Genomic DNA, 22037 nt, shown 5'->3' on the forward strand with positions numbered 1-22037 from the left:
AAAGTTACAGAATCATCTGTAACTTTTAAAAATTTATGCTTCAATCTCATAAACGTTGAAATATAAATCACGCATATAATCAATCAAGTATTGTGGATTTAAATTTTCTCCAGTGGCTTCAACTATTAGTTCTGTTGGTTTTTTTGAGCTTCCATATTGATGGATGTGTTCGGTTAACCACTCTCTAATGGATGAATAATCATCACTTGATAAAACTTTTTCTACATCAATATCTTTGTTCATCGCATGATAAAGTTGCGCCGCATACATATAACCTAACGCATAAGATGGGAAGTAACCAAAACTTCCACCTGCCCAATGAACATCTTGTAATACACCTTCTGTATCATTTTCAGGACGAATACCTAAGTATTCTTCATATTTATCATTCCATACTTTTGGTAAATCTTTCACTTCTAAATCACCATTAAAGAGCATTTTTTCAATTTCATAACGAATAATAATATGAAGTGGGTAAGTGAGTGAATCTGATTCGATTCTAACTAAACTTGGTTTCGTTAATTTCAATCCTTTATAGAAATCTTCAGTCGAAACATCTGCAAAGGTATCACCTGTTAATTGTTTTAATCGTTCAAACTGTTTATACCAAAAAGCTTGGCTTCCTCCTACAATAATTTCATTAAATAATGATTGAGATTCATGAATTCCCATAGACGTTCCACCAGAAAGTGGCGTGTAGTCAAATTTTTCATCTATATTTTGTTCATACATACCATGTCCAGCTTCATGAATCACACCCAATGTCGCCATAATAAAATCATTGTCATCCCAACGTGTTGTAATACGAGCATCGTTGCGGTTTAAATCTAACATGAAAGGATGAACCGTATCATCTAAGCGTCCTCTTGAAAAATCATATCCTAGTTGTTCAACAACTTGTGTGACAAATTCTTTTTGGATTTCTTTTGACACTGTACGATGGATAAAATCTGTGTTAGGAGCTGTTCCTTTTTCTTCTAATTCTTTACGAATTGACATGATGCCCTCTTTGACTTGATTAAATACATCATCTAACACTGCTACTGTAATACCAGGCTCATATTGATTTAATAAGACATCATAATCTGTTGCTTCATCTTTACGCCACAATGGAATAAATTCTTTTGTCATTTTAACAATATCTGTCAAGATTGGTTCAAAAATAGAAAAATCTTGTTTTTCACGTGCTGTTACCCATACACTATGTGCATTTGATAGTAAACGTGAATATTCTTGAAAGCGATCTACTGGTATATTATTATTTAAATCATAATTTTCTTTTGCCTTTTCAAATACTTGTTTTCCAAAATCTGATAATTCATCTGGATGGTCTGAAAAGTACTCCATATACTTTCTCATTGTTTCATTAGTTGATTTATCAAAAGCCATACCTGCTAAATAACTAGACATTTCTGCTCTATATCCAGCTGACTTTTCAGGCATACCTGTTTGACTATCCCATTCTGCTAATCCGACTGCTTCATTTAATAACGCAATTTCTTTTAAATAAGCTAAAAATTCTTGTTCTTGACTCATATTAATTTACTCCTTCATTTTTTGGCTTTCTTGGTGGACGTGTTCCCCAATATTGGAACAAATCTGTTCGCAACGCCCCATTATATAGTTTACGTTTTTTCGTTGCTTTTGCCCCATAAAAACTTTCAAACTGTAAATCACTTGTTAAGATGTATTTACTCCACGTTTTAAGTGGACGATAAACGTCTCCCATTTGTTTATATAATTCTCTTACAGCATCCTCTTCTCCTAGACGTTCACCATACGGAGGATTAGCAACAATTACACCATACTCTTTATCTGTGGTAAAATCACGCAATTGCATTTGTTTAAAGGTAATATCTTCACCTAAACCAATTTCTTCTGCATTTTTCTTAGCAATTTCAATCATTTTTGGATCAATGTCTGTCCCTAGAATATCTAATTCTGTTTCATAATCAACTTGTGCCTCCGCTTCAGCTCGTAATGTTTCCATGACAGATTCATCTACCCATGGCCATGTTTCAAATAAAAATTCACGGTTAAATCCAGGTGCCATATTTCGACCAATCAACGCAGCTTCAATACAAAAGGTTCCAGACCCACAAACTGGATCATAGAAAGGTCTATCTTTACGCCACGTTGTTAAAGAAATAATAGCTGCTGCCATATTTTCTTTTAAAGGTGCGCCACCTTTTTCCAAACGATACCCTCTCTTAAATAAACTTGGTCCTGTTGTATCAAGAGTCAATGTCACTTTATCTTTTAAAAGTGCTACCTCTATTGGAAATTGAGCCCCTGTCTCTGGCAAACGACCATATCTTGAATAGTAGTCACTCAAACGATTAACAATCGCTTTTTTTGTCAAAGCTTGGCAATCTGATACACTAAACAATGTTGATTTAATCGATTTACCTGATACTGGAAAATTAGCGTCCATTGGTAAAAAATCTTCCCAAGGTAACTCTTTAACTTGATCAAATAAAGATTCAAATGTTTTGGCTTCAAACTCACCGATAACAATTTTAATTCTATCTGCTGTTCTTAACCATAAATTTGCTCGACCAATTGTTTCAATATCACCATAAAAAATAGCTTTACCGTTTTCAACATGACAATCTATTCCCATATCTCTTAGTTCACGACCAACAAGAGCTTCAATCCCACTTGCTGCTGTTGCAATTAATTTATATTTTTTCATTTGTTGTAACTCCAATTAATTTTTTATTTTAGAAAAAAAGCCTTCCATCAAACTGGAAGGCGCCCTGATGTTGTAATTTTCTATAAGCCATGTTCTGTATCAATTATTGCCAGGTACAATAATTAACGATAATCATCTGTCTACAGAATTCATTCTGTCCCATCTCTAAGTTCAATTCCTTGAGATAGGTGCCCCTACCATTGTTTGGGTTGCTCGCTCGAGGGGTTTACCCGTTCCACTGATTTTATTTCTAAAATCACTTCGTCACTGTGGCACTTTCAAGGATACTTTAGCATAGCATAAGCCTTAGCTATTTTTCCTGCCGTTACCTCTTTAAAAAGAAGTACCTTAATTTATGGTTTCATTAAGCACGAACACTACAGACATCTCAGTCTGTGCGAGCATGGACTTTCCTCACCTTACTTAAAGTAAACTGCGATTATCCGAAAATTACAATTTATTATATTTTTAATAACGACGTGTTGCTCCTAAGTCTTCATTATCTAAAAATTTTTGAGCCGCTGAAGATAAAGACTCACGAGCTTGCTCATTCATATTAACAGAAGATGAACTAGAAGGTTGTTCTAATTTTTTACCAAAAACTTCTTTTTCCAAATTAGATAATCGTTTTAATATATCAAAATTTGTCACAGAAGATGGATTTGGCACTTCCTGTTTCATACGAGATAACGTTGCCTGACTCTGTGTTAACTGATCCACTTTGTTAACCAAACGATGATTTTCTTCCTTTAATGCTAATAATTCTTGATTGTATGTTTCGTAATCTTTAATAATGGTATCCAAAAATTCGTCAACTTCAACTGGATCGTATCCACGAACTTTTGACTTAAATTCTTTTTGCAAAATATCTTTTGCTGATAAATTTAATTTAGTCACTTATTACACCTCATCTACATATCATTTTCAAATACTTTCTAAATCATTGAGTGTTATAAAATATTTATCTGATGAAAAAGATTAGATAAATACTTCCCTCCATATTATACTATAATCAGTTTTATATTGTAACACAACTGTTTTAATAAAAATATTAAAATTTTAACTAATTTGTTGAACATTCTGATAAGATTCTTCGTTTTTCTTTTCATTGTATTTCAAGGTTTGATATAATAAACAGAGGAGTGTGGTATTTTGACTATTAATTACCCTAACGGTATTCCAAAGCGTTATCAAAAAGAAGCAAAAATAAAAAAAAAGCAAAAACCATCTTTTTCTAATCGTGGAATGTCTTTTGAAGAATTCATTAATCAAAGTAATTTATACTATTTATCCAAAGAGATAGCAGTTGTTCACAAAAAACCAACCCCTATCCAAATTGTTCATGTTAATTATCCCAACAGAAGTGCTGCTGTTATTACTGAAGCTTATTTTAAAGAAGCTTCTACAACAGATTATAATGGTATTTACAAAGGTAGATATCTTGATTTTGAAGCAAAAGAAACAAAAAATAAAACATCTTTTCCACTTCATAATTTCCATGCACATCAGATTAAGCATATGAAACAGTGTCTTAACCAGCATGGTATCGTTTTTGTCCTTATTTGGTTTTCTTCGTTGCAAAGATGTTTTTTTCTTTCTGCCAACCACGTCATTGATTATTGGGAAAATAAAGAAACAAAACGAAAGTCTATACCATTAAAAATGATAGAAAATTGTGGGTATGAAATACAATTAGGTGTTGCGCCAATTGTTCCTTATCTTTCAATTATTGATCACTATATATTAAAAGGAGATTCTATTTATGAAAAATAGTTCTAACGGAAAAAAAGAGCCGCAAAAAAGACAAAAAAGGAATGTTAAAAAAGGAATACTTATTTTCCTAGCTGTCTTACTTGCTCTAATCGTTATACCCGTCATCGGCGGAGCTGGATTGTTCTTTTATTACGCGAAGGATGCACCTACCCTCGACTATAAAAAATTAGAGGATACACGTTCATCAAAAATTTATGCGATGAACGGAGATATGATTTTAGAAATTGGGGAGAAAAAACGTGAAATTATCGAACCAAATCAAATTCCTCCAATGTTAAAAGAAGCCATTATTTCTATAGAAGATAAGCGTTTCGAAAAACATAAAGGAGTTGACCCTATTCGGATTGCTGGAGCTGCTATTTCAAACATAAAAGGAACTAGCCGACAAGGTGGTAGTACTTTAACACAACAGTTAATTAAACTGTCTTTCTTCTCAACTAAAAAGGAAGATCAAACAATTAAGCGAAAAGCCCAAGAAGCATGGTTAGCAGTGGAATTAGAACAGAAAAAATCAAAAGATGAAATACTAACTTACTATATTAATAGAGTTTATATGGCAAACGGTATATACGGAATGCAGACAGCCGCAAAAAACTATTTTAATAAAAATCTAGATGAATTATCATTAGCCCAATATGCTCTTTTAGCTGGCATGCCACAAGCTCCAATTGATTATGACCCATACACTCATCCAGATATGGCAACAAAAAGACGTGATTTAGTTTTAAGTGAGATGTTAAAAGATAAAATTATTTCTCAAAAAGAATATGAAGAAGCTAAAGGAACAAAAGTAGAAGATGGTCTAATGCCATTAAAGAAAGACTCTACCACGCAAGTTGTTACAGATAACTACGTTAAACAAGTCATTGATGAAGTACAATCAAAAACAAATAAAAATGTGTATACTGATGGATTAGATATCTATACAAATATGGATTTAGATGCACAAACTTATTTATATAATCTCGTAAATAGTGATGAATCTGCTATTAATTTTCCTGATGATGAATTTCAAGCAACTGCTACTTTAATTGATGTAAAAAATGGTGATGTTCGCGCACAAATTGGTGGACGAAAATTAGGTGATGGTGCTCTAAATGATAATAAAGCAGTCACAGCTAAACGAAATATTGGGTCAACAGCTAAACCCTTGGTAGCTTATGCTCCAACCATTGAAGATTTAAATTATGGATCTGGTCAAATTTATGCCGATATGCCCTATCAATATTCTGATGGAACTGAGGTATACGATTATGACCGTTCATATCGTGGAAATTTAACTATGAGAGAATCTCTCGTTGATTCTAGAAACATCCCTGCATTAAAAGCTTTGAAAGAAGTAGGCGATGATAAGTCAAAAGACTTTATTTCAAGTTTAGGCTTAACAAATAAAGTTTATGAAGGAACTGCCATTGGATTCGAATCTTCTTCTGAAAAACTTGCGGCATCATACGCTGCGTTTGCTAATGGTGGAATTTATTATGAACCAAGTTATGTTAACAAAGTTGTATATTCTGATGGAACTGAAGAATCTTTTGATTCCAAGGGTCAGCGTGCAATGAAGGAATCAACTGCTTTTATCATTACTGATATGTTAAAAGATGTCATTAACCGTGGTACTGGTACTCAGGCACAAATAAATGGTATTGTTCAAGCTGGAAAGACTGGAACGAGTAATTATGATGATGATGTGCTTTACAAAGTAAAAGGTGAAGGAAGTCCGGATATTACATTTGTCGGATATACACCAAAATATTCTCTGGCTGTTTGGACAGGATATGACGATTATTTCCAACCCATCACTTTATATAATCAACAATTAGCTATGGATATTTACAGGGAATTCATGTCTTATCTTTACCAAAATATTGAACCAACGGACTGGAAACAACCTTCTAACGTAGTAAGAATTGGAAATGAAGTTTATGTTAAAGGGCACACACAACAAACTCAACCAAGTTACAATTACTATAAACAATCAGAAGGAGTAACTGATTATAACTACTATCAACCAGAAGAATCTAAAGCAACAAAACCTTCATCTAAAAAAGAAGAGACTAAATCAGAAAAAAAAGAGGAAACGCCTGAAGCAACTAAAGAAAAACCAACAACTAATGACAACAACCAAAATAACAGTAATCAAAATAACAATGATAGTCAAAATAATGAGACTAATAATAGCGAAGAAAACAATGCATCCTCTCCTATAAACTCTCAATCTCATAATAATAATTAATAAATACCTTATAATGATTTTGCTTGTAAAATCATTATAAGGTATTTTTATTTTTTCATATTTTTTTGCCCTTCAGCACATAAATCTAATAACAAACATCCTTCACATTTTGGTTTTCTAGCTGTACAGTGGTAACGACCAAATAGAATCATCGTATGATGAGTATCTACCCAACGTTCTTCCGGTACTTTTTTCATCAATGTTTCTTCCACTTCATCAGCTGTTGCAGACTGCTTACAAATTCTTAACCTTTTACTAACTCGTTCAACATGTGTATCTACTGCTATAGAAGGCACATTAAACATATCTCCAGCCACCACATTAGCTGTTTTTCTTCCTACTCCTGGTAAACTCATTAATTCCTTCTTTGTACGAGGAACTTCCCCGTCAAATTTGTCAACTAACAGCTGGGAAGTTTTAATAATATTTTTCGCTTTTGTTTTATAAAGTCCAATTGTTTTAATACGCATCATCACATCTTCTAGCGGTGCTTTAGCTAAATCATTTGCTGTTGGGTATACCTCAAATAAAAATGGCGTCGCTTTATTTACTGACACATCTGTTGCTTGAGCACTTAATATCACTGCTATCAGATACTGAAATGGGGTATCATGATTTAATTCCCCTTTAGCATTTGGATAAAATTCTTTCATCAAATCAATGGCTTCCATCGTTCTTTTTTTAGATAACATATCTTCTCCTATTTATCATGTGGATTTAGCCAATTATACATCGGTATTTCTGGCAGCTTTTCATCAGTTGTTGTCTGTTTTTTTTCATCTATTTCTTTTAAACGCTGTTTTTGATCCTTTTGTATTGCTTGTTTAGAATGCAAATTTTTTCTTTCCCAATTTAATAAAATTCGGTCCATATACTTTAAACTATAAGCTTGGTTTAGTATGGCTTCACGAAGAGCTAATTCAATTAATTCAACGGAATATTTATCCTCATTTAACCACTGTTGAATAGTCTCCATTTCTATTGGTGATAAAGATCTACCAAATTCTTGTTCAAACTTATTAAATAAATTTACTTTTTTGTCTTCTTGAATTTTTTCTGTTGTCTGAACTGCTTCTTTAGTCATAACATTTTCTATCTTTTCATAGACTAACGTTAAATCATAGCGATCTTCTGTTTTGCCAAATTCATTACGACTTGTTTCAATAGATAAAACGCCTTTTGTCATTAATTGTTGAACCATTTGATAGCCTATTTCATTTGTTATGCCCATATATTGTGCAATGATATCCATTGTTGGAAAATCATTTCCTTTTTGACTACATTGTAATAATTGTAAATAAAGTATCATTTCAGAGTCCGTCATACCAATTTTTTTATAATATTTAAACAATAAATTTGAAACAGTTGTTGTCCCTGAATTTAAGTAATAATCTAGTGATAACATTTGCCCACTCCTTCTTTTAAAGTATAACAAATAAAAAATAAAAAATAAAAAATAAAAAACAGAACACTGCCTTAAAAAAGAAGTTCAACCTATCAGTTAACTATTAAAACAATACGCATCATGTTTTTTTACTTTTATGAATATTTATGATTATTGAAACGTTTTTATGACGTAACAATTATTTTGATTTCACCCTACATTAACACAAAGAAAGATACATCATTTGTTTAAATTCGATTCATAATTTACATCAAAATAATATCACCATTTTAAAACCTTTATTATTAGTCACTCAATAAGTGCTGATCTACTTTCTAATATCTGTACTTCCAATTATTATTTAAAATACCTTTTGACCATTTATTATACACAAAACAAAAAAGACGACTCACGTAAGTCGTCCTTTCTATCTATATTTTAGGCAGTGATACTTTTCTATACTGCTCTAGAATGTCATCATGTAATTCTTGAACTGTTTTTATTGTCGAAATTGTCCCAATAATTTGTCCAGCCATCACCGAACCATTCACCATGTCACCTTCCTTAACAGCCTTATACAAAGAGCCTATAGTTAAAGCTTCTAATTCATCTCTTGATACTTCCTTAGCCTCTAATTCTAAATAGTGACTTGTCATCTCGTTGCGGATGTTTCTTACAGGAGCCCCATTTTTTCGTCCTGTCACAACGGTTGAGGTTTCATTAGATAAAAGGATTTGTTCTTTATACGCATCTGAGACTGGGCACTCTTTTGTTGCTAAGTAAACTGTTCCCATCTGAACCCCCTTTGCACCTAATGCTAATGCTGCAGCCAACGATTGCCCATTCGATAACCCTCCTGCAGCCACAACTGGAATACTCAACGCTTGTGTTGCCGCAGACACTAATGGAAATGTACAAACTTCTCCAATATGTCCTCCTGCTTCCATTCCTTCAACAATCACCGCATCCGCTCCTAATTTTTCCATCTTTAAGGCAATGTCAACATTTGGAACAACAGGCATGACAATAACACCTGCTTCTTTTAAACGTTTCATATATGGTTTTGGTGTTCCTGCACCTGAGGTAATAATTTTAACACCTTCTTCAATCACCACATCAATAATGTCATCTCGGTTTTCCATCATCAACATCACATTAACCGCAAATGGCTTATCTGTTAGTTTTTGCGTTTTTCGGACTTCTTCTCTTACTTGTTCCGTTGTCATACCACCAGAAGCAATAACTCCAAGTCCTCCTGCTTCTGATACAGCACTAACTAATTCTGATGTCGATATTTTGGCCATTGCTCCTTGAATAATTGGGTATTTTATTCCTAATAACTCATTAATTAATGTCATAGTCATCCTCTTTCTTTTATCAAACTTTGTGATGTTCTTACTACTATAATAGTACTTGTTATTGTAAGTGGTTTCAAATCACTTTTTCTTACGCCTTCTATTATTAAAACTAATACAGTATTAGATGTTTATTTATAGTCTAAATAAAAAAACTTTGCTATTTTTCACAAAATACTTTATATTTGTAATTACTGATAAATAATAAGTAAAATATAAATGAATTGAGGAAATGATTATGTCAAATGTATTAGTTATTAAAGCACACCCATTAACAACGGATGATTCACGTACCCTTAAAGTATTAGATACCTTTTTGACATCTTACAAAGAAAGTCACCCAACAGATATGGTTGAATTCGTTGATGTTTACGATGATTTCATACCAGAAATTGACAAAGATATCTTAACTGGTTGGACTAATTTAAGAGAAGGAAAAGAAATTACGGAAGAACAAACAAAAAAAATTGAACGTTTTTCTGAATTGACTGAACAATTTCTGAATTCAGATAAAATTATCGTAGCTAATCCTTTATGGAATTTAAATATTCCAACTAAATTAAAAGCATGGATTGATACCATCGTTGTTGCAGGCAAGACGTTTAAATACACTGAAACTGGTAAAATCCCCTTGGTTCCAGGGAAAAAAATGTTGCACATTCAAGCAAGTGGGGGCATTCACTCTGGTGAAGATACTTCTTCTAAATATGTCAAAGAGATCTTTAACTTTGTTGGTGTAGAAGAAACAGATTCTATTATCATTGAGGGATTAGACTATCAACCAGACAAAGCAGATGACATCTTGGCATCTATTATTGAAAACACAAAAGAATTAGCTAAAACCTTCTAAGAAAATGGTTACATCATAACTAATTGATGTAACCATTTTTTGAATTTTACTCAAAGAAAAAAACCATCTATCTGACGGTTTTAAACTATTATTTCTCTTTATAATACGACATTGGCCATTTATCAAAGAAAGTATTCATAAATAGCATTGGCATCATGTAAACAAATTGACCACCTAAAATACCTAACATAGGATGCCCTAATCCTAAATGATTTCCTCCAAAAGGCCATAACTGAAGTGTTTTAAGCCAAAGTATTCCTAATACTGAGCCAATAGTTATCACAATGATTAATTGAATAACAATACGTTTCCATGCTGATGGAACCACTTCTTTATTTGGGTAATCATCAAAATGATGATGCCATGTTAGCAACACATTAATAATCGTTAACACGAATGATGCAACTGCTAAGTCTGGATCAATCCCAATTTCTGTCGCAAGGGGGGTTAGTAACTGGCTAAGTATTGGTAGCATAACGAATGCCCCAATCACCGCAATAGCTAATCCAATCAACCCTGAAATAGGTTGACGCGTCGTAAAAAGTTTCTGTGGGTATCCTTCTGCTCCTTCTGCTGGCAATAAGAAGAAGAAAATAAACAATTGACACCAAGCAATAGCTGTTGACCATGACCCAAAAGGAATTTGAGTAATTGCTACTCCATCAATTTGTAACTGGAAAAAACTTGGAACGATAAACACAATCCAATTAAACAGGGCTAAAAATAATCCTAAAAATAGTGTTCCAAATGAAATAGACCAATCGGATTGACTGTACTGACTAAACGGGTATTTACCAAATAAACTAACCAATGGTATTTGTGTTAAAATAACTGACAAGGCAAAGAAATTAATCGCTGACCAGCCCTTTATTGCCAAAAGAGCTTGTACATCATTTTCTGGTCTAAATAATACTTGCCAACTAAATGGTTCCCACCATAATCCTAAAAAGGTCACAAATAAACTAAATCCAATGATACCAACTAAAAATGCCATTAATGTGTATCTAATGCCTGTTTTCAAATGAGTTAAATTTCTTGTATGTTTCCCATAATTCCCAAGATTCAAACTAAACCAAACCCACGTTGAAATAACTAACCAGAAAAAAGTTCCCTCAACTGATTCTTTAAAGAAATGTCCTTGAATTTCTGTCGATAAATTATTAACACTCTCACCACCAACAAGACCAATTACTAATTGCCAAACATTTGACCAAATAATCCATCCTGCAGATGCAAATAAAATTAAAAATATCACGGATACAATACCACTTAGTAAAGGATGTTTGATCCTTTTAGCAATCACAATATTTTCCATAACCTTCTCCCTTATATTTATTTTGTTATATTCGCGCAAAATATAAGTTTAATTTATAATAATTTGTAATCGATTACAAATTACAGAATATTATGATATCTAATAGTTTTTTTAATAGTCTTTAGCTATTGACAAGGTAATATAAGTCATGATTCACAAAAAAATCCCCTAGAATAAATCTAAGGGATTGACTACTCATTATTATTTAGTACCAAATAAACGGTCACCAGCATCCCCTAAACCAGGAACAATGTAACCTTCTTCGTTTAATTTTTCATCTAAACCGGCAGTATAGATATCAACATCTGGATGAGCTTCTTGAAGAGCTTTGATACCTTCTGGAGCTGATACTAAACAAACAAATTTAATATTTGTTGCACCACGACGTTTTAATAAATCAATTGCCATAATAGCTGATCCACCTGTTGCTAACATTGGGTCTACAACAAATAATTGTCTATCAGCAATATCTGCTGGTAATTTAACAAAATATTCAACTGGTTCTAAAGTGTCATGGTCACGATATAAACCAACATGTCCAACTTTAGCTGCTGGTATTAATTCTAACATACCATCAACCATTCCAATACCTGCTCTTAAGATTGGGATAATCGCTACTTTCTTACCAGTTAACGTTTTTTGTACTGACGTTCCCATTGGTGTTTCAATTTCAATGTCTTCTAATGGCATATCACGAGACACCTCATAAGCCATTAACATAGCAATCTCATCAACAACTTCTCTGAAAACCTTTGTTCCACAATTTTTTTCTCTGATAATTGTTAACTTGTGTTGGATTAACGGATGATCTATCACTTGAAATTTTCCCATAATGCGATTCTCCTTTTAAATTTTATTCTTATCTATTGTAGCCGAAAAAAAGGGAATTGACTAGTCAATTCCCTAAAAATTTTATTTATAAAGTGGATGACTCTTTAATAGCTCTGCTACTTCTTTTCTCACTTTCTCTAATACACTCTCTTCTTCATGATAAGTTAGTGCTTCAACAATTAATTCAGCTACTTTTTTAGCATCTTCTTCTTTAAATCCACGTGTTGTAATAGCGGGTGTTCCAATACGGATGCCACTTGTTACAAATGGACTTTGGCTCTCAAATGGGATGGTATTTTTATTAACTGTAATATGCACACTATCTAAAATAGCTTCTGCTTCTTTACCAGTTAACTTAAATCCTGTCACATCTATCAATAATAAATGATTATCTGTATCACCACTAATTAAACGAGCTCCTGGTGTTTGATTGATTACACGAGCCATAGCCTTAGCATTTGCTAATACTTGTTTACTATAATCTTTAAATTCTGGTAATAGTGCTTCTCTAAATGCCGCAGCTTTTCCTGCTATTACATGCTCTAATGGACCACCTTGAATACCTGGGAAAATAGCACTATTTATCTTTTTAGCTAATTCTGGAGAGTTAGTTAAAATAAGACCACCTCTAGGACCTCTTAATGTTTTATGAGTCGTTGATGTCACAATATCTGCATATGGAACTGGATTTTGATGTAGACCTGTTGCAACAAGTCCAGCAATATGAGCCATATCCACCATTAATTTAGCTCCAACACTATCTGCTATTTCTCTAAATTTCTTGAAATCAATGTCTCTAGAGTATGCACTTGCTCCAGCTACAATCAGTTTTGGTTGATGTTTTCTTGCTAAAATTCTCACCACTTCATAGTCGATAACTTCTGTCACTGGATCTACACCATATGACACAAAGTTATATGTTTTACCACTAAAGTTTACTGGAGAACCATGCGTTAAATGCCCACCTGCTGTTAGGTCCATTCCCATCACTGTGTCGCCTTCTTCAACTAATGATAAATAAGCTGCAGTGTTAGCTTGTGAACCTGAATGAGCCTGAACATTAGCAAAATCAGCTTGAAATAAATCTTTCGCACGATCAATTGCTAAATTTTCTACTACATCAACAAACTCACAGCCACCATAATATCTGCGTCCAGGATATCCTTCAGCATATTTGTTTGTTAACACACTTCCTTGAGCTACCATAACAGCCTCAGATACAAAATTTTCTGAAGCAATTAGCTCTATTGTTTCTTGTTGTCTTTGTTTTTCATTAGCTATAGCATCCCACAAAACAGCATCTTCTTTTTTATAATCCATATGCAAACACACTCCCGATTTTTTATACCATTGTACCATATTTCTTTATGATTATTATTATTTTCTAAAAAATGTTTGATTTGCTGCTTTTTTTAGTCGATTCATATAACCCATATTTTGGCTTACTTCAGGATACCCTTCTGCTAAAATCACACCATTATATCCCACTAATTCAGTATCGAGGGCTCTTAATCCACCAAACAAATGATGCATAGCAGATTTAACTTCTTTTTTGTCTGATAGTATATAGTGAGCAAATACCGAATAATCCCCTAAACGACTCACTATTTCTTTATTAGATAAAATAGCGACTGTTTTATTTAATTGTTGGTAATATTCAACCGCTTCTTCCCAATTATCTAATTCACTATCTATCATTACCACTGGTGTGTCAGGAGAATAATGTTTGTATTTCATACCTGGCGATTTTGGGGCGTTGTGTTCATCAATTAAGTGTGTATCTATCGCTATTTCACCAATAACTTGTTCAATCTCTTCTTTTGTAATCGCTCCTGGTCTTAAAATAGTCGGCATGTTAGGATTACTCATATCTAACACGGTCGATTCTATCCCAACCTCACATTCACCGTCATCTAGTATCCCTTCAATCTTTCCGCTTAAATCATTCAATACGTGAATGGCAGTAGTTGGACTTGGTTTACCTGATGTATTAGCACTTGGACCAACTAGTGGTGTACCTGACTGACGAATCAATTCAAGTGTGACAAGGCTATTAGGCATTCTAAAAGCAGCTGTATTTAAATTAGCTGTTACACTGGTTGATAAATTATTGTCCTGTGCTAAATTAAAAATAAGCGTTAATGGTCCTGGCCAGAATGTCTTCATTAACTGTAAAGCTTTATCAGGAATACTATCAACATATTCTTCTACCATCTCTTTTGAATTCACATGAACAATCAAAGGGTTATCACTGGGACGTCCCTTAGCTAGATAGACTTTTTTCACCGCTTCTGTATTGGTCGCGTCTGCTCCCAATCCATAAACAGTTTCAGTTGGAAATGAGATGAGTCCCCCTTGCTTAATAATTTTTGCTGCTTCTTTTATTTCATCATGATGATATACTTTTGTATCCATCTTTACACTTCCTTTTAGTAAACTTTAACGATTCGGTCATGTCCTGACATGTCTTTTACAATTTCTACTATTTTATTAGGAAAATACTCTTGAAATATCTGTGCTACGCTACTTCCTTGTTTATACCCTATCTCTAAATAAATCTTTCCATCACTTGTTAATAATTGCGTTGCTTCTTTTGCTAGTTTTTCATAAATAGCCAACCCGTTATCGTTAGCAAATAACGCTAATTTCGGTTCATAATTTCTTACTGATTCATCCATTTCTTCCCATTCATCAACGCCAATATATGGTGGGTTAGATAAGATAATATCAAACATCTGATTTGCCATTGGTTCAAGGGTATTTCCTTCATAAAACTCAATGTCAGTTTCTAAACATTTAGCATTTTTCTGTGCTATTTTCAATGCTTCGGGTGATAAATCAATCGCCTTAACCGTCCAATTAGGTCTGTTCTTTTTCAAACTAATGGCAATAATACCTGTTCCTGTTCCAACATCCACCACAACTTTTTTTTCAAGGTCACTTTCTGTTAAACAACATTCTACAAGTTCTTCTGTTTCTGGTCTAGGAATTAAAGTATCTTCTGACACTAAAAAACGTTCTCCATAAAATTCACATGAGCCAATCAAATATTGTGGTGGATAATCCTGACTGACCTTTTCTAAATCATTTGATAATCTGTCCAATAAATCTTTTGGAACATCTTTTTTAAAATGTAACAACAAGTCTGTTTTTGTCCATTGATTATACTCAAGTAACAAATATTCAGCAATTGAAACGTCTTTATCATGTGCTTCTAAAAAAGAAGAAGCCCATTTCAGGACTTCAAAATATGTAACAGGCTTATCCATTTAATTTCTCCAATTGAGCTGTTTGATCATAAATAATTAAAGCATCTACAATTTCGTCTAATTTTCCTGCTAAGATTTGATCTAATTTTTGAATCGTTAAGCCAATTCGGTGATCAGTGACACGATTTTGTGGAAAATTATAAGTGCGAATACGTTCGGAGCGATCCCCTGTACCAACAGCCGATTTACGATTTGCATCATACTCACTACGACTTTCTTGTTGTAATTGGTCATACACTCTAGCACGTAATACCTTCATTGCTTTTTCTCTGTTTTTTAACTGAGAACGCTCATCCTGCATCGCAACAACAATGCCTGTTGGGATATGTGTCAAACGCACAGCAGAGGCAGTCTTATTAACGTGCTGTCCACCAGCTCCACTTGCATGATAAATATCCACACGGATGTCTTTATCTTCTAAATCTAATTCAACTTCTTCTGCTTCTGGTAACACAACAACTGTTGCTGTTGAAGTATGAACACGACCTTGAGATTCAGTTGATGGGACACGTTGTACACGATGTGCACCACTTTCGTATTTTAGTTTTGAAAAGACACTGTCACCTGTAATCATCACAGTCACTTCTTTGTAACCACCAATATCAGTGATATTAGCGTCCATCACCTCAAATGTCCATCCTTGGTTTTGAGAGTAACTTTGATACATTTCAAACAAATCTCCTGCAAATAATGCCGCTTCATCTCCACCAGCAGCTCCACGAATTTCTAAAATGATATTTTTATCATCATTAGGATCTTTTGGTAATAAAAGAATCTTAATTCGTTCTTCTAATTCTTCTTTTTCTGTTTTTAATTCAGATAACTCTTCTTTAGCCATCTCTTGCATCTCATCATCAAGTTTTTCACCTAATAACTCTTCAGTATCTGAAATACCTTGAGTGACTTCTTTGTATCGACGGTACACGTCAACTGTTTCACGTGTTCCTGCTTCTTCTTTTGATAGCTCCATGAAACGTTTTGTGTCACTGACGACATCAGGGTCACTTAGTAATTCCGCTAATTCTTCATAGCGGTCTTCTATCGCTTGTAATTGATCAAACATTTTCTTCATCCTTTCGATTTGACAGTGGTGGATTCACATAATGCTTACGACAAACTGGGTAGTAAGCTTCATTGCCACCTATTTGAATTTGTTCACCTGTATAAACAGGTTTATTGTTATCCATTCTTAGATTCATTGTGGCTTTTTTATGGCAAAACCAACAAATTGTTTTTAATTCTTCTATTTTATCTGCGTACAATAATAAATACTTAGAGCCCTCAAACAACTCATTTTTAAAATCATTTTTAAGTCCAAATGCCATCACTGGAATATCTAAATCATCCACAATTTTAGCAAATTGAACCACATGAGCTTGTTCTAAAAATTGAGACTCATCAACTAGGATACAGTATGGTTTATCAGTCATCTTTTTTACTATATCATAAACATTGGTTTCATGAAAAATCGGAATAGCCTCTCGTCGTAATCCAATGCGACTGGATATAATACCAATCTCATCTCTTGTATCCAATCCACTGGTCATCAAAACGACTGGTTTATTTTGCTCTTCATAGTTGTGAGCAACCTTTAAAATTTCAATCGTTTTCCCACTATTCATCGCACCATATTTAAAAAATAATTGAGCCATTTATTTTACTCTCCTTAGTTTATCCTATGATAGTATACTGTAATTTTAGAAAAAAATCATCCAATCAAACACTTTTTTACTATTTATAATAGATTTTTTCATAGAGAGTTTTTTTAATAATCCGTCTGATTCAACCTTGATAGTACGATAAACCAAATGAGACACAATAAAATACCTTGTAAAGTGTTTACCTCTAATCTATATAATAACATAAATAAAAGACCTGAAAATAATTCCCACAATGTACTAACATGACCAATATGATTAAAGCAATATAAACAACGACCTTTCAAGAAACAATAAGAAAACACTGGAACTAATTCAAACCACCTTAACTCATGTTGGCAATAAGAACAATGAGATCTAGGTAGGACAATGGATTCCTGTTTAGATACCCTCTCACCCACTAATACAAAAAAAGAAGCCAAAGATGCTCCTAAGAAAAACAATAAAATAGACAAAACCATTCAATCACCACACCCTTCTTTCTATAAACATTCGAAAAAAGAAAAGAGCTCTCTTAAAAGAACTCTTTTTAGCGTTGATATTTTTGTAAATCTTGCTCATACTTTGTAACGTTTGATTTGTTCACTTTTCTCAAACGGCCTTTAATTGGTTTGGTTTGAAGTGTTTTTAATACCAAATCACCTTTACCATTTAAAATATCGACAAAAGTTGAAATATCTAATAAATCAATCACACCAATATCATCTGCAGTCATACCATCAATTTGACATAAGGCCCCAACAATATCACCGGCACGCATTTTTTGCTTTTTACCTGCATTAATGTGAATTTTCATAATGTCTTCATTAAAAGATAATCCTTTTTCTTTTCTAAGCTTTGGCGATTCTAATTGTCTATCTAAAAATGGGCGTTTCATCTCTTTAACTTGTTCACGATTCGGTCGACGCATCTCTTCTAAACTATCACCTTCCTTAGCCAAAATCGCTTTAAAAGATGATTTATCTTTTGAATTAATAAATGAAATAGCTTTACCACTTTTTTCAAAACGAGCTGTTCGTCCAATACGATGTGTATACGTTTCAACTTTATCAGGAATATCATAATTCACGACTAATTTTATATCAGACACATCTATTCCTCTTGCTGCAACATCTGTCGCCACCAAACAGTGAATGTAGCCACGTTTATAATCTTTTATCACGCGTGTTCGATCACGTTGTTCCATGCCACCATGCAACATCTCACAATTAACACCTAGTAATTTTAATTGTTTGGTTAATTCTTCTACCATTATTTTGGTATTACAAAAAATAATACTTGTTTCAGGATTTTCAACTATCAGTGTGTCCTTAAACTGAGACAATTTTTCATCATCAGCTGCCCATTGATAATACTGAGAAATTCGTTTTTTTTGTTCGCCAGTTTTTTTAATTTCCACATAGACAGGATTTTCCAAATATTTTTTAGATAATCGTTTCACCGCATCTGGCATTGTGGCAGAGAATAGAGCCGTATTTCTTTTTTTAGGTAATCTCGGCATAATTTGATCTAATTGCTCAATAAATCCCATCGCAAACATTTCATCTGCTTCATCTATAATCACTTGGTTAATTTTACTTAAATCAATTGTTTTTTGCATGATATGGTCATACAATCGACCAGGTGTTGCAACTACAATATGAGTTCGTTGTTTTAATTGTTTAACCTGCATTTGAAAAGAACTCTTTCCAAATAAACTCACGACTTTTAATCGCTTATAACGACCTATATTAAATAATTCTTCTTGAATTTGTGTCGCCAATTCTCTAGTTGGCGTTAGAATTAACACTTGTGGGTATCGTTCTTCCCACTCTACTGTATCACAAACAGGAATACCAAAAGCGGCCGTCTTCCCACTACCTGTTTGTGATTGGACCACCGTATCTTTTTTTTCAAGTAACAATGGTACGACTTCTTTTTGCACTTCTGTGGGGGTTGTATAGCCTAAAACATCTAATGCCTCAGTTATCGACTCATCAATACCAAATAGATTAAATTTATTTTTTACCATGTTAACATCCTTCATAAATAAGCCACTTGCCTATTTTCTTTATTTTAGCTTTATCAGTGTAACATGTTTTATCTAAATTACTAGCACTATTAGTTAATTTTCACCATTTTAAAAACATCTAGCAATAAATAACAATGAATAGCTACAGAAATTGGTTTTAATAATATAATCGTTTTAATATAATCTTTTAATGATATCTTTGTAAAACCAGAAGCTAGACACGCTAAATCATCTGGACCAAAAGGCATTAAAAAAGCGATAATAAGCATCCAAACAGTATGCTTATCCCCTACATCAATTAGCCTTTCTAAACGGGGCATATTTTTATCTGATGTGATTGATAAAACAAATTTTCTGCCATATTTACGCACAAGTAAAAATAGTATGATTTCTCCTATTACTAATCCAGCTGAAGCATACAATACACCAAGAACAGGACCAAATGCTAAAATACCAGCTACATCACTCACACCACCAGGGATAATTGGCACAATAGGTTGAATCATTTGAAGGAACATGAACATCATAGGACCAAAAATACCAAAACGATGAACAAATTGTTTCAATATAAGTGGATTTTGAAATAGATTATATTTAAAGGCAAAAAAAGTTGCTACAATTACTACTAATAATCCGACAATAAATATGATTTTATTTAACTTTTTCATTCAATCACCTCTACTCGTTCACTCTTTTCATCTAAACACTAATCAATTATGAATGTTTTAACTAATTTTGTCTAATAAAAAAAATCAACCACATAAGTGATTGATTTTTAAATATTATACAGTTAATCCAATATTGTTTTCTTTCGCTTGTTCCACCATTTTTTGCGCCACATACACATCTAGCACTGCTGAGCCAACTGTTTTGAAAATAGTAATGTCTTCATCATGTTCTCTACCCTGTAACTTACCTAAGCCAAGCTCTCCTAATTCACCAGCATATTTATCTTCTGATAGATAGCCATCTTCTAATGGTTGCATGAAGTCTCCTGCTTCTTGTAACACGCCATCCATTGTATCAAAGATAACTAAGTCAGATTCTTTAATAATTTCTCGTGGAATTTCGCACATATCATGTGTGTATGCTCCCACACCATTGATGTGAGCTCCCTTTTTCACCCACTCACTAGAGAATGTTGGGCGTTTAGATGTTGTTACGCTTGTGATGATGTCAGCACCCTCAACACATTCTTGTGCTGTTTGAGTTGGAATCATTGTAACCTTAAATTTTTCTGCCATTTCTTTTGCAAATGCAGAGGCTCTATCAAAATCAATATCAAAGATACGCACTTCTGTTAAATCTCTTGCTGTCAACATCGCCCATAATTGACTTTCAGCTTGTCCACCAGTGCCAATCAAAGCACCAATTGTTGCATCTTTTCTCGCCAAAAGTTCTGTTGCCGCTCCTTGCACAGCCCCTGTTCTTAATTGTGTTAAGTAAGTTCCATCAAGCATCGCATTCACAATACCTGTTTCTGCATCTAACACAACCATTGTAGCTGGTACACTTGGAATGTTTTTTTCAATATTTTTTGGATAAACCGACACAATCTTGACACCTAACGCATCTTTTCCACTGTCACATTCAACATAACCTGGCATATAAAGACTCTGTCCCTCTGCTTTTGGTACTGGAATATTCGTTCTTAATGGAATAGTTGCTCTACCCTCTGAATAAATTTTTAACGCCTCTAGTGATGCATCCATTGCGGCTCTCATATCAAAACATTTTTCAATATCTTCTTTTTTCAAAAATAACATACTCTTTTCCCCCTTAAGCTGTTTGTGATCCTTTTTTAAGTTGCGCTGCTAACATTGAATATGAGCTATATAAAAGAACAAAGATAACGACCCATTTCAACATGTAAGTATTTAAAGATTTTACTAAAAAGACTGCTACCAATACCCCTAAAACACCAAAGATTGACGTAAATAATGTAATTTTACGGCTATATTCCCCAAATTTAATAAATTGAACACTTCCAATTGGTACTGAGAAGGTACAAGCACCCATCATGATTGGAAATGCGGCGATTGGATCCATTCCTAATAAGTAAACTGTAACCATTGTCAAAGCATATGACCCAATCCCAATATTATTTAAAGCCCCATATACAAATAATAAGAATGCCGCTAAGACTAGTTTACCACCATATAACTCTGTTGCTGTTCCATTTGATTGAATCCAATTAACTTGTCCGGCAAAAATTAAGAATGCTGCAATGATTAATCCTACACCAACGAATTTTTTAATGGTATCTTCTGGTAGTTTCACTACAAATTTTGGTCCAATATAAGCACCGATTACTTGCGCTATAATACAAATCGCTAATGTTTTAATCCCCACATTTACCCCTGAAATATATGATAGAGCCATAGCTGCTACAGGTATAACACATTGTGTGTTTAATGTTCCTGGTAATTTTTTCATATTTACCCAACCTAATTTTGGATAAAGAACGGTCCCTATTGCAAAATCTGAAATACCAAATGTTGATAAGAAAAACATGATAAATGATGTAAACGGCAACCATTTTACATTCGCTTTTTCTTCTTTAAATTCTTCTTTATGACTCATTAAATCTTTCACAAAAGTAAAAGCAAAAAATCCATTGACTAATATAATTAATGTTAATAAAACTGTTCTGACCATGA

General features: G+C 33.4%; 21 protein-coding genes and 1 other RNA gene. 3 read left to right on the forward strand and 19 right to left on the reverse strand.

Annotated elements, in window-relative coordinates; all coding sequences use genetic code 11:
- Nucleotides 1–33 precede the first annotated feature (33 nt).
- The 4 genes from G314FT_RS09705 to gpsB all read right to left on the reverse strand — a co-directional run bounded on the left by G314FT_RS09705 (nucleotide 34) and on the right by gpsB (nucleotide 3592).
- Nucleotides 34–1536, reverse strand: coding sequence for a carboxypeptidase M32 (locus tag G314FT_RS09705; RefSeq protein ID WP_257701099.1), 1503 nt, complete (start codon nucleotides 1534–1536; stop codon nucleotides 34–36).
- A gap of 1 nt (nucleotide 1537) precedes the next feature.
- Entirely contained in the window at nucleotides 1538–2695 is a 1158-nt protein-coding gene (locus tag G314FT_RS09710) for a THUMP domain-containing class I SAM-dependent RNA methyltransferase (RefSeq protein ID WP_257701101.1), read from the reverse strand.
- 78 nt (nucleotides 2696–2773) lie between these two features.
- Nucleotides 2774–3146, reverse strand: an RNA gene (rnpB, locus tag G314FT_RS09715) — RNase P RNA component class B.
- Nucleotides 3147–3163: 17 nt separating this feature from the next.
- Nucleotides 3164–3592 (reverse strand): cell division regulator GpsB, encoded by a 429-nt coding sequence (gene gpsB, locus G314FT_RS09720; protein ID WP_257701102.1) that lies wholly within the window; start codon nucleotides 3590–3592, stop codon nucleotides 3164–3166.
- 255 nt (nucleotides 3593–3847) lie between these two features.
- On the opposite strand from gpsB, the gene recU reads away from it, so the two are divergent.
- Together recU and G314FT_RS09730 are read left to right on the forward strand one after the other, a co-directional pair.
- On the forward strand, nucleotides 3848–4468 hold the full coding sequence (gene recU, locus G314FT_RS09725; RefSeq protein ID WP_257701104.1) for a Holliday junction resolvase RecU: 621 nt from the start codon (nucleotides 3848–3850) through the stop codon (nucleotides 4466–4468).
- Nucleotides 4458–6704 (forward strand): PBP1A family penicillin-binding protein, encoded by a 2247-nt coding sequence (locus G314FT_RS09730; protein WP_257701106.1) that lies wholly within the window; start codon nucleotides 4458–4460, stop codon nucleotides 6702–6704. Before recU ends, G314FT_RS09730 begins: the two co-directional genes overlap by 11 nt.
- Before the next feature lie 47 nt (nucleotides 6705–6751).
- On the opposite strand, the gene nth is transcribed toward G314FT_RS09730, so the two are convergent.
- The 3 genes from nth to G314FT_RS09745 all read right to left on the reverse strand — a co-directional run bounded on the left by nth (nucleotide 6752) and on the right by G314FT_RS09745 (nucleotide 9446).
- Nucleotides 6752–7396: an endonuclease III gene (nth, locus tag G314FT_RS09735; RefSeq protein ID WP_257701108.1), complete on the reverse strand. Its 645-nt coding sequence runs from the start codon at nucleotides 7394–7396 to the stop codon at nucleotides 6752–6754.
- Between the two features lie 8 nt (nucleotides 7397–7404).
- Nucleotides 7405–8109: a DnaD domain-containing protein gene (locus G314FT_RS09740; protein ID WP_257701109.1), complete on the reverse strand. Its 705-nt coding sequence runs from the start codon at nucleotides 8107–8109 to the stop codon at nucleotides 7405–7407.
- Nucleotides 8110–8519: 410 nt separating this feature from the next.
- Nucleotides 8520–9446, reverse strand: a complete 927-nt coding sequence (locus G314FT_RS09745; RefSeq protein WP_257701110.1) for an NAD(P)H-dependent flavin oxidoreductase — start codon at nucleotides 9444–9446, stop codon at nucleotides 8520–8522.
- Between the two features lie 235 nt (nucleotides 9447–9681).
- Between G314FT_RS09745 and G314FT_RS09750 the strand changes: the two genes are divergently transcribed.
- Nucleotides 9682–10293, forward strand: coding sequence for an FMN-dependent NADH-azoreductase (locus G314FT_RS09750; RefSeq protein WP_257701112.1), 612 nt, complete (start codon nucleotides 9682–9684; stop codon nucleotides 10291–10293).
- An 88-nt stretch (nucleotides 10294–10381) separates the two neighbouring features.
- Here G314FT_RS09750 and G314FT_RS09755 read toward each other — a convergent pair whose 3' ends face one another.
- From G314FT_RS09755 to G314FT_RS09810, 12 genes are all read right to left on the reverse strand, one after another.
- On the reverse strand, nucleotides 10382–11608 hold the full coding sequence (locus tag G314FT_RS09755) for a hypothetical protein (protein ID WP_257701114.1): 1227 nt from the start codon (nucleotides 11606–11608) through the stop codon (nucleotides 10382–10384).
- A 201-nt stretch (nucleotides 11609–11809) separates the two neighbouring features.
- Nucleotides 11810–12439, reverse strand: coding sequence for a uracil phosphoribosyltransferase (gene upp, locus G314FT_RS09760; RefSeq protein ID WP_257701116.1), 630 nt, complete (start codon nucleotides 12437–12439; stop codon nucleotides 11810–11812).
- Between the two features lie 81 nt (nucleotides 12440–12520).
- On the reverse strand, nucleotides 12521–13759 hold the full coding sequence (gene glyA, locus G314FT_RS09765) for a serine hydroxymethyltransferase (RefSeq protein ID WP_257701117.1): 1239 nt from the start codon (nucleotides 13757–13759) through the stop codon (nucleotides 12521–12523).
- Nucleotides 13760–13816: 57 nt separating this feature from the next.
- Entirely contained in the window at nucleotides 13817–14854 is a 1038-nt protein-coding gene (locus G314FT_RS09770; RefSeq protein WP_257701118.1) for an L-threonylcarbamoyladenylate synthase, read from the reverse strand.
- Between the two features lie 14 nt (nucleotides 14855–14868).
- Nucleotides 14869–15708 carry a peptide chain release factor N(5)-glutamine methyltransferase gene (gene prmC / locus G314FT_RS09775; RefSeq protein ID WP_257701120.1) on the reverse strand — a complete coding sequence of 280 codons (840 nt, stop codon included), beginning with the start codon at nucleotides 15706–15708 and terminating at the stop codon, nucleotides 14869–14871.
- On the reverse strand, nucleotides 15701–16771 hold the full coding sequence (gene prfA, locus G314FT_RS09780; RefSeq protein ID WP_079347721.1) for a peptide chain release factor 1: 1071 nt from the start codon (nucleotides 16769–16771) through the stop codon (nucleotides 15701–15703). Before prfA ends, prmC begins: the two co-directional genes overlap by 8 nt.
- A complete protein-coding gene (locus G314FT_RS09785; RefSeq protein ID WP_257701126.1) occupies nucleotides 16764–17360 on the reverse strand; it encodes a thymidine kinase in 597 nt (198 codons plus the stop codon). The genes prfA and G314FT_RS09785 overlap by 8 nt, the downstream gene beginning before the upstream one ends.
- Before the next feature lie 113 nt (nucleotides 17361–17473).
- Nucleotides 17474–17827, reverse strand: coding sequence for a prepilin peptidase (locus G314FT_RS09790; protein WP_257701128.1), 354 nt, complete (start codon nucleotides 17825–17827; stop codon nucleotides 17474–17476).
- A 68-nt stretch (nucleotides 17828–17895) separates the two neighbouring features.
- Complete coding sequence (locus G314FT_RS09795) at nucleotides 17896–19377, reverse strand: DEAD/DEAH box helicase (protein WP_257701129.1); 1482 nt, start codon at nucleotides 19375–19377, stop codon at nucleotides 17896–17898.
- A gap of 89 nt (nucleotides 19378–19466) precedes the next feature.
- Nucleotides 19467–20045: a TVP38/TMEM64 family protein gene (locus G314FT_RS09800; RefSeq protein WP_257701131.1), complete on the reverse strand. Its 579-nt coding sequence runs from the start codon at nucleotides 20043–20045 to the stop codon at nucleotides 19467–19469.
- Between the two features lie 114 nt (nucleotides 20046–20159).
- Nucleotides 20160–21143: an ornithine cyclodeaminase family protein gene (locus G314FT_RS09805; protein WP_257701133.1), complete on the reverse strand. Its 984-nt coding sequence runs from the start codon at nucleotides 21141–21143 to the stop codon at nucleotides 20160–20162.
- 13 nt (nucleotides 21144–21156) lie between these two features.
- Nucleotides 21157–22035: a sulfite exporter TauE/SafE family protein gene (locus tag G314FT_RS09810; RefSeq protein ID WP_125957650.1), complete on the reverse strand. Its 879-nt coding sequence runs from the start codon at nucleotides 22033–22035 to the stop codon at nucleotides 21157–21159.
- Between the last annotated feature and the right edge of the window lie 2 nt (nucleotides 22036–22037).

This window comes from Vagococcus luciliae, assembly GCF_024637875.1.
GTDB lineage: Bacteria > Bacillota > Bacilli > Lactobacillales > Vagococcaceae > Vagococcus > Vagococcus luciliae.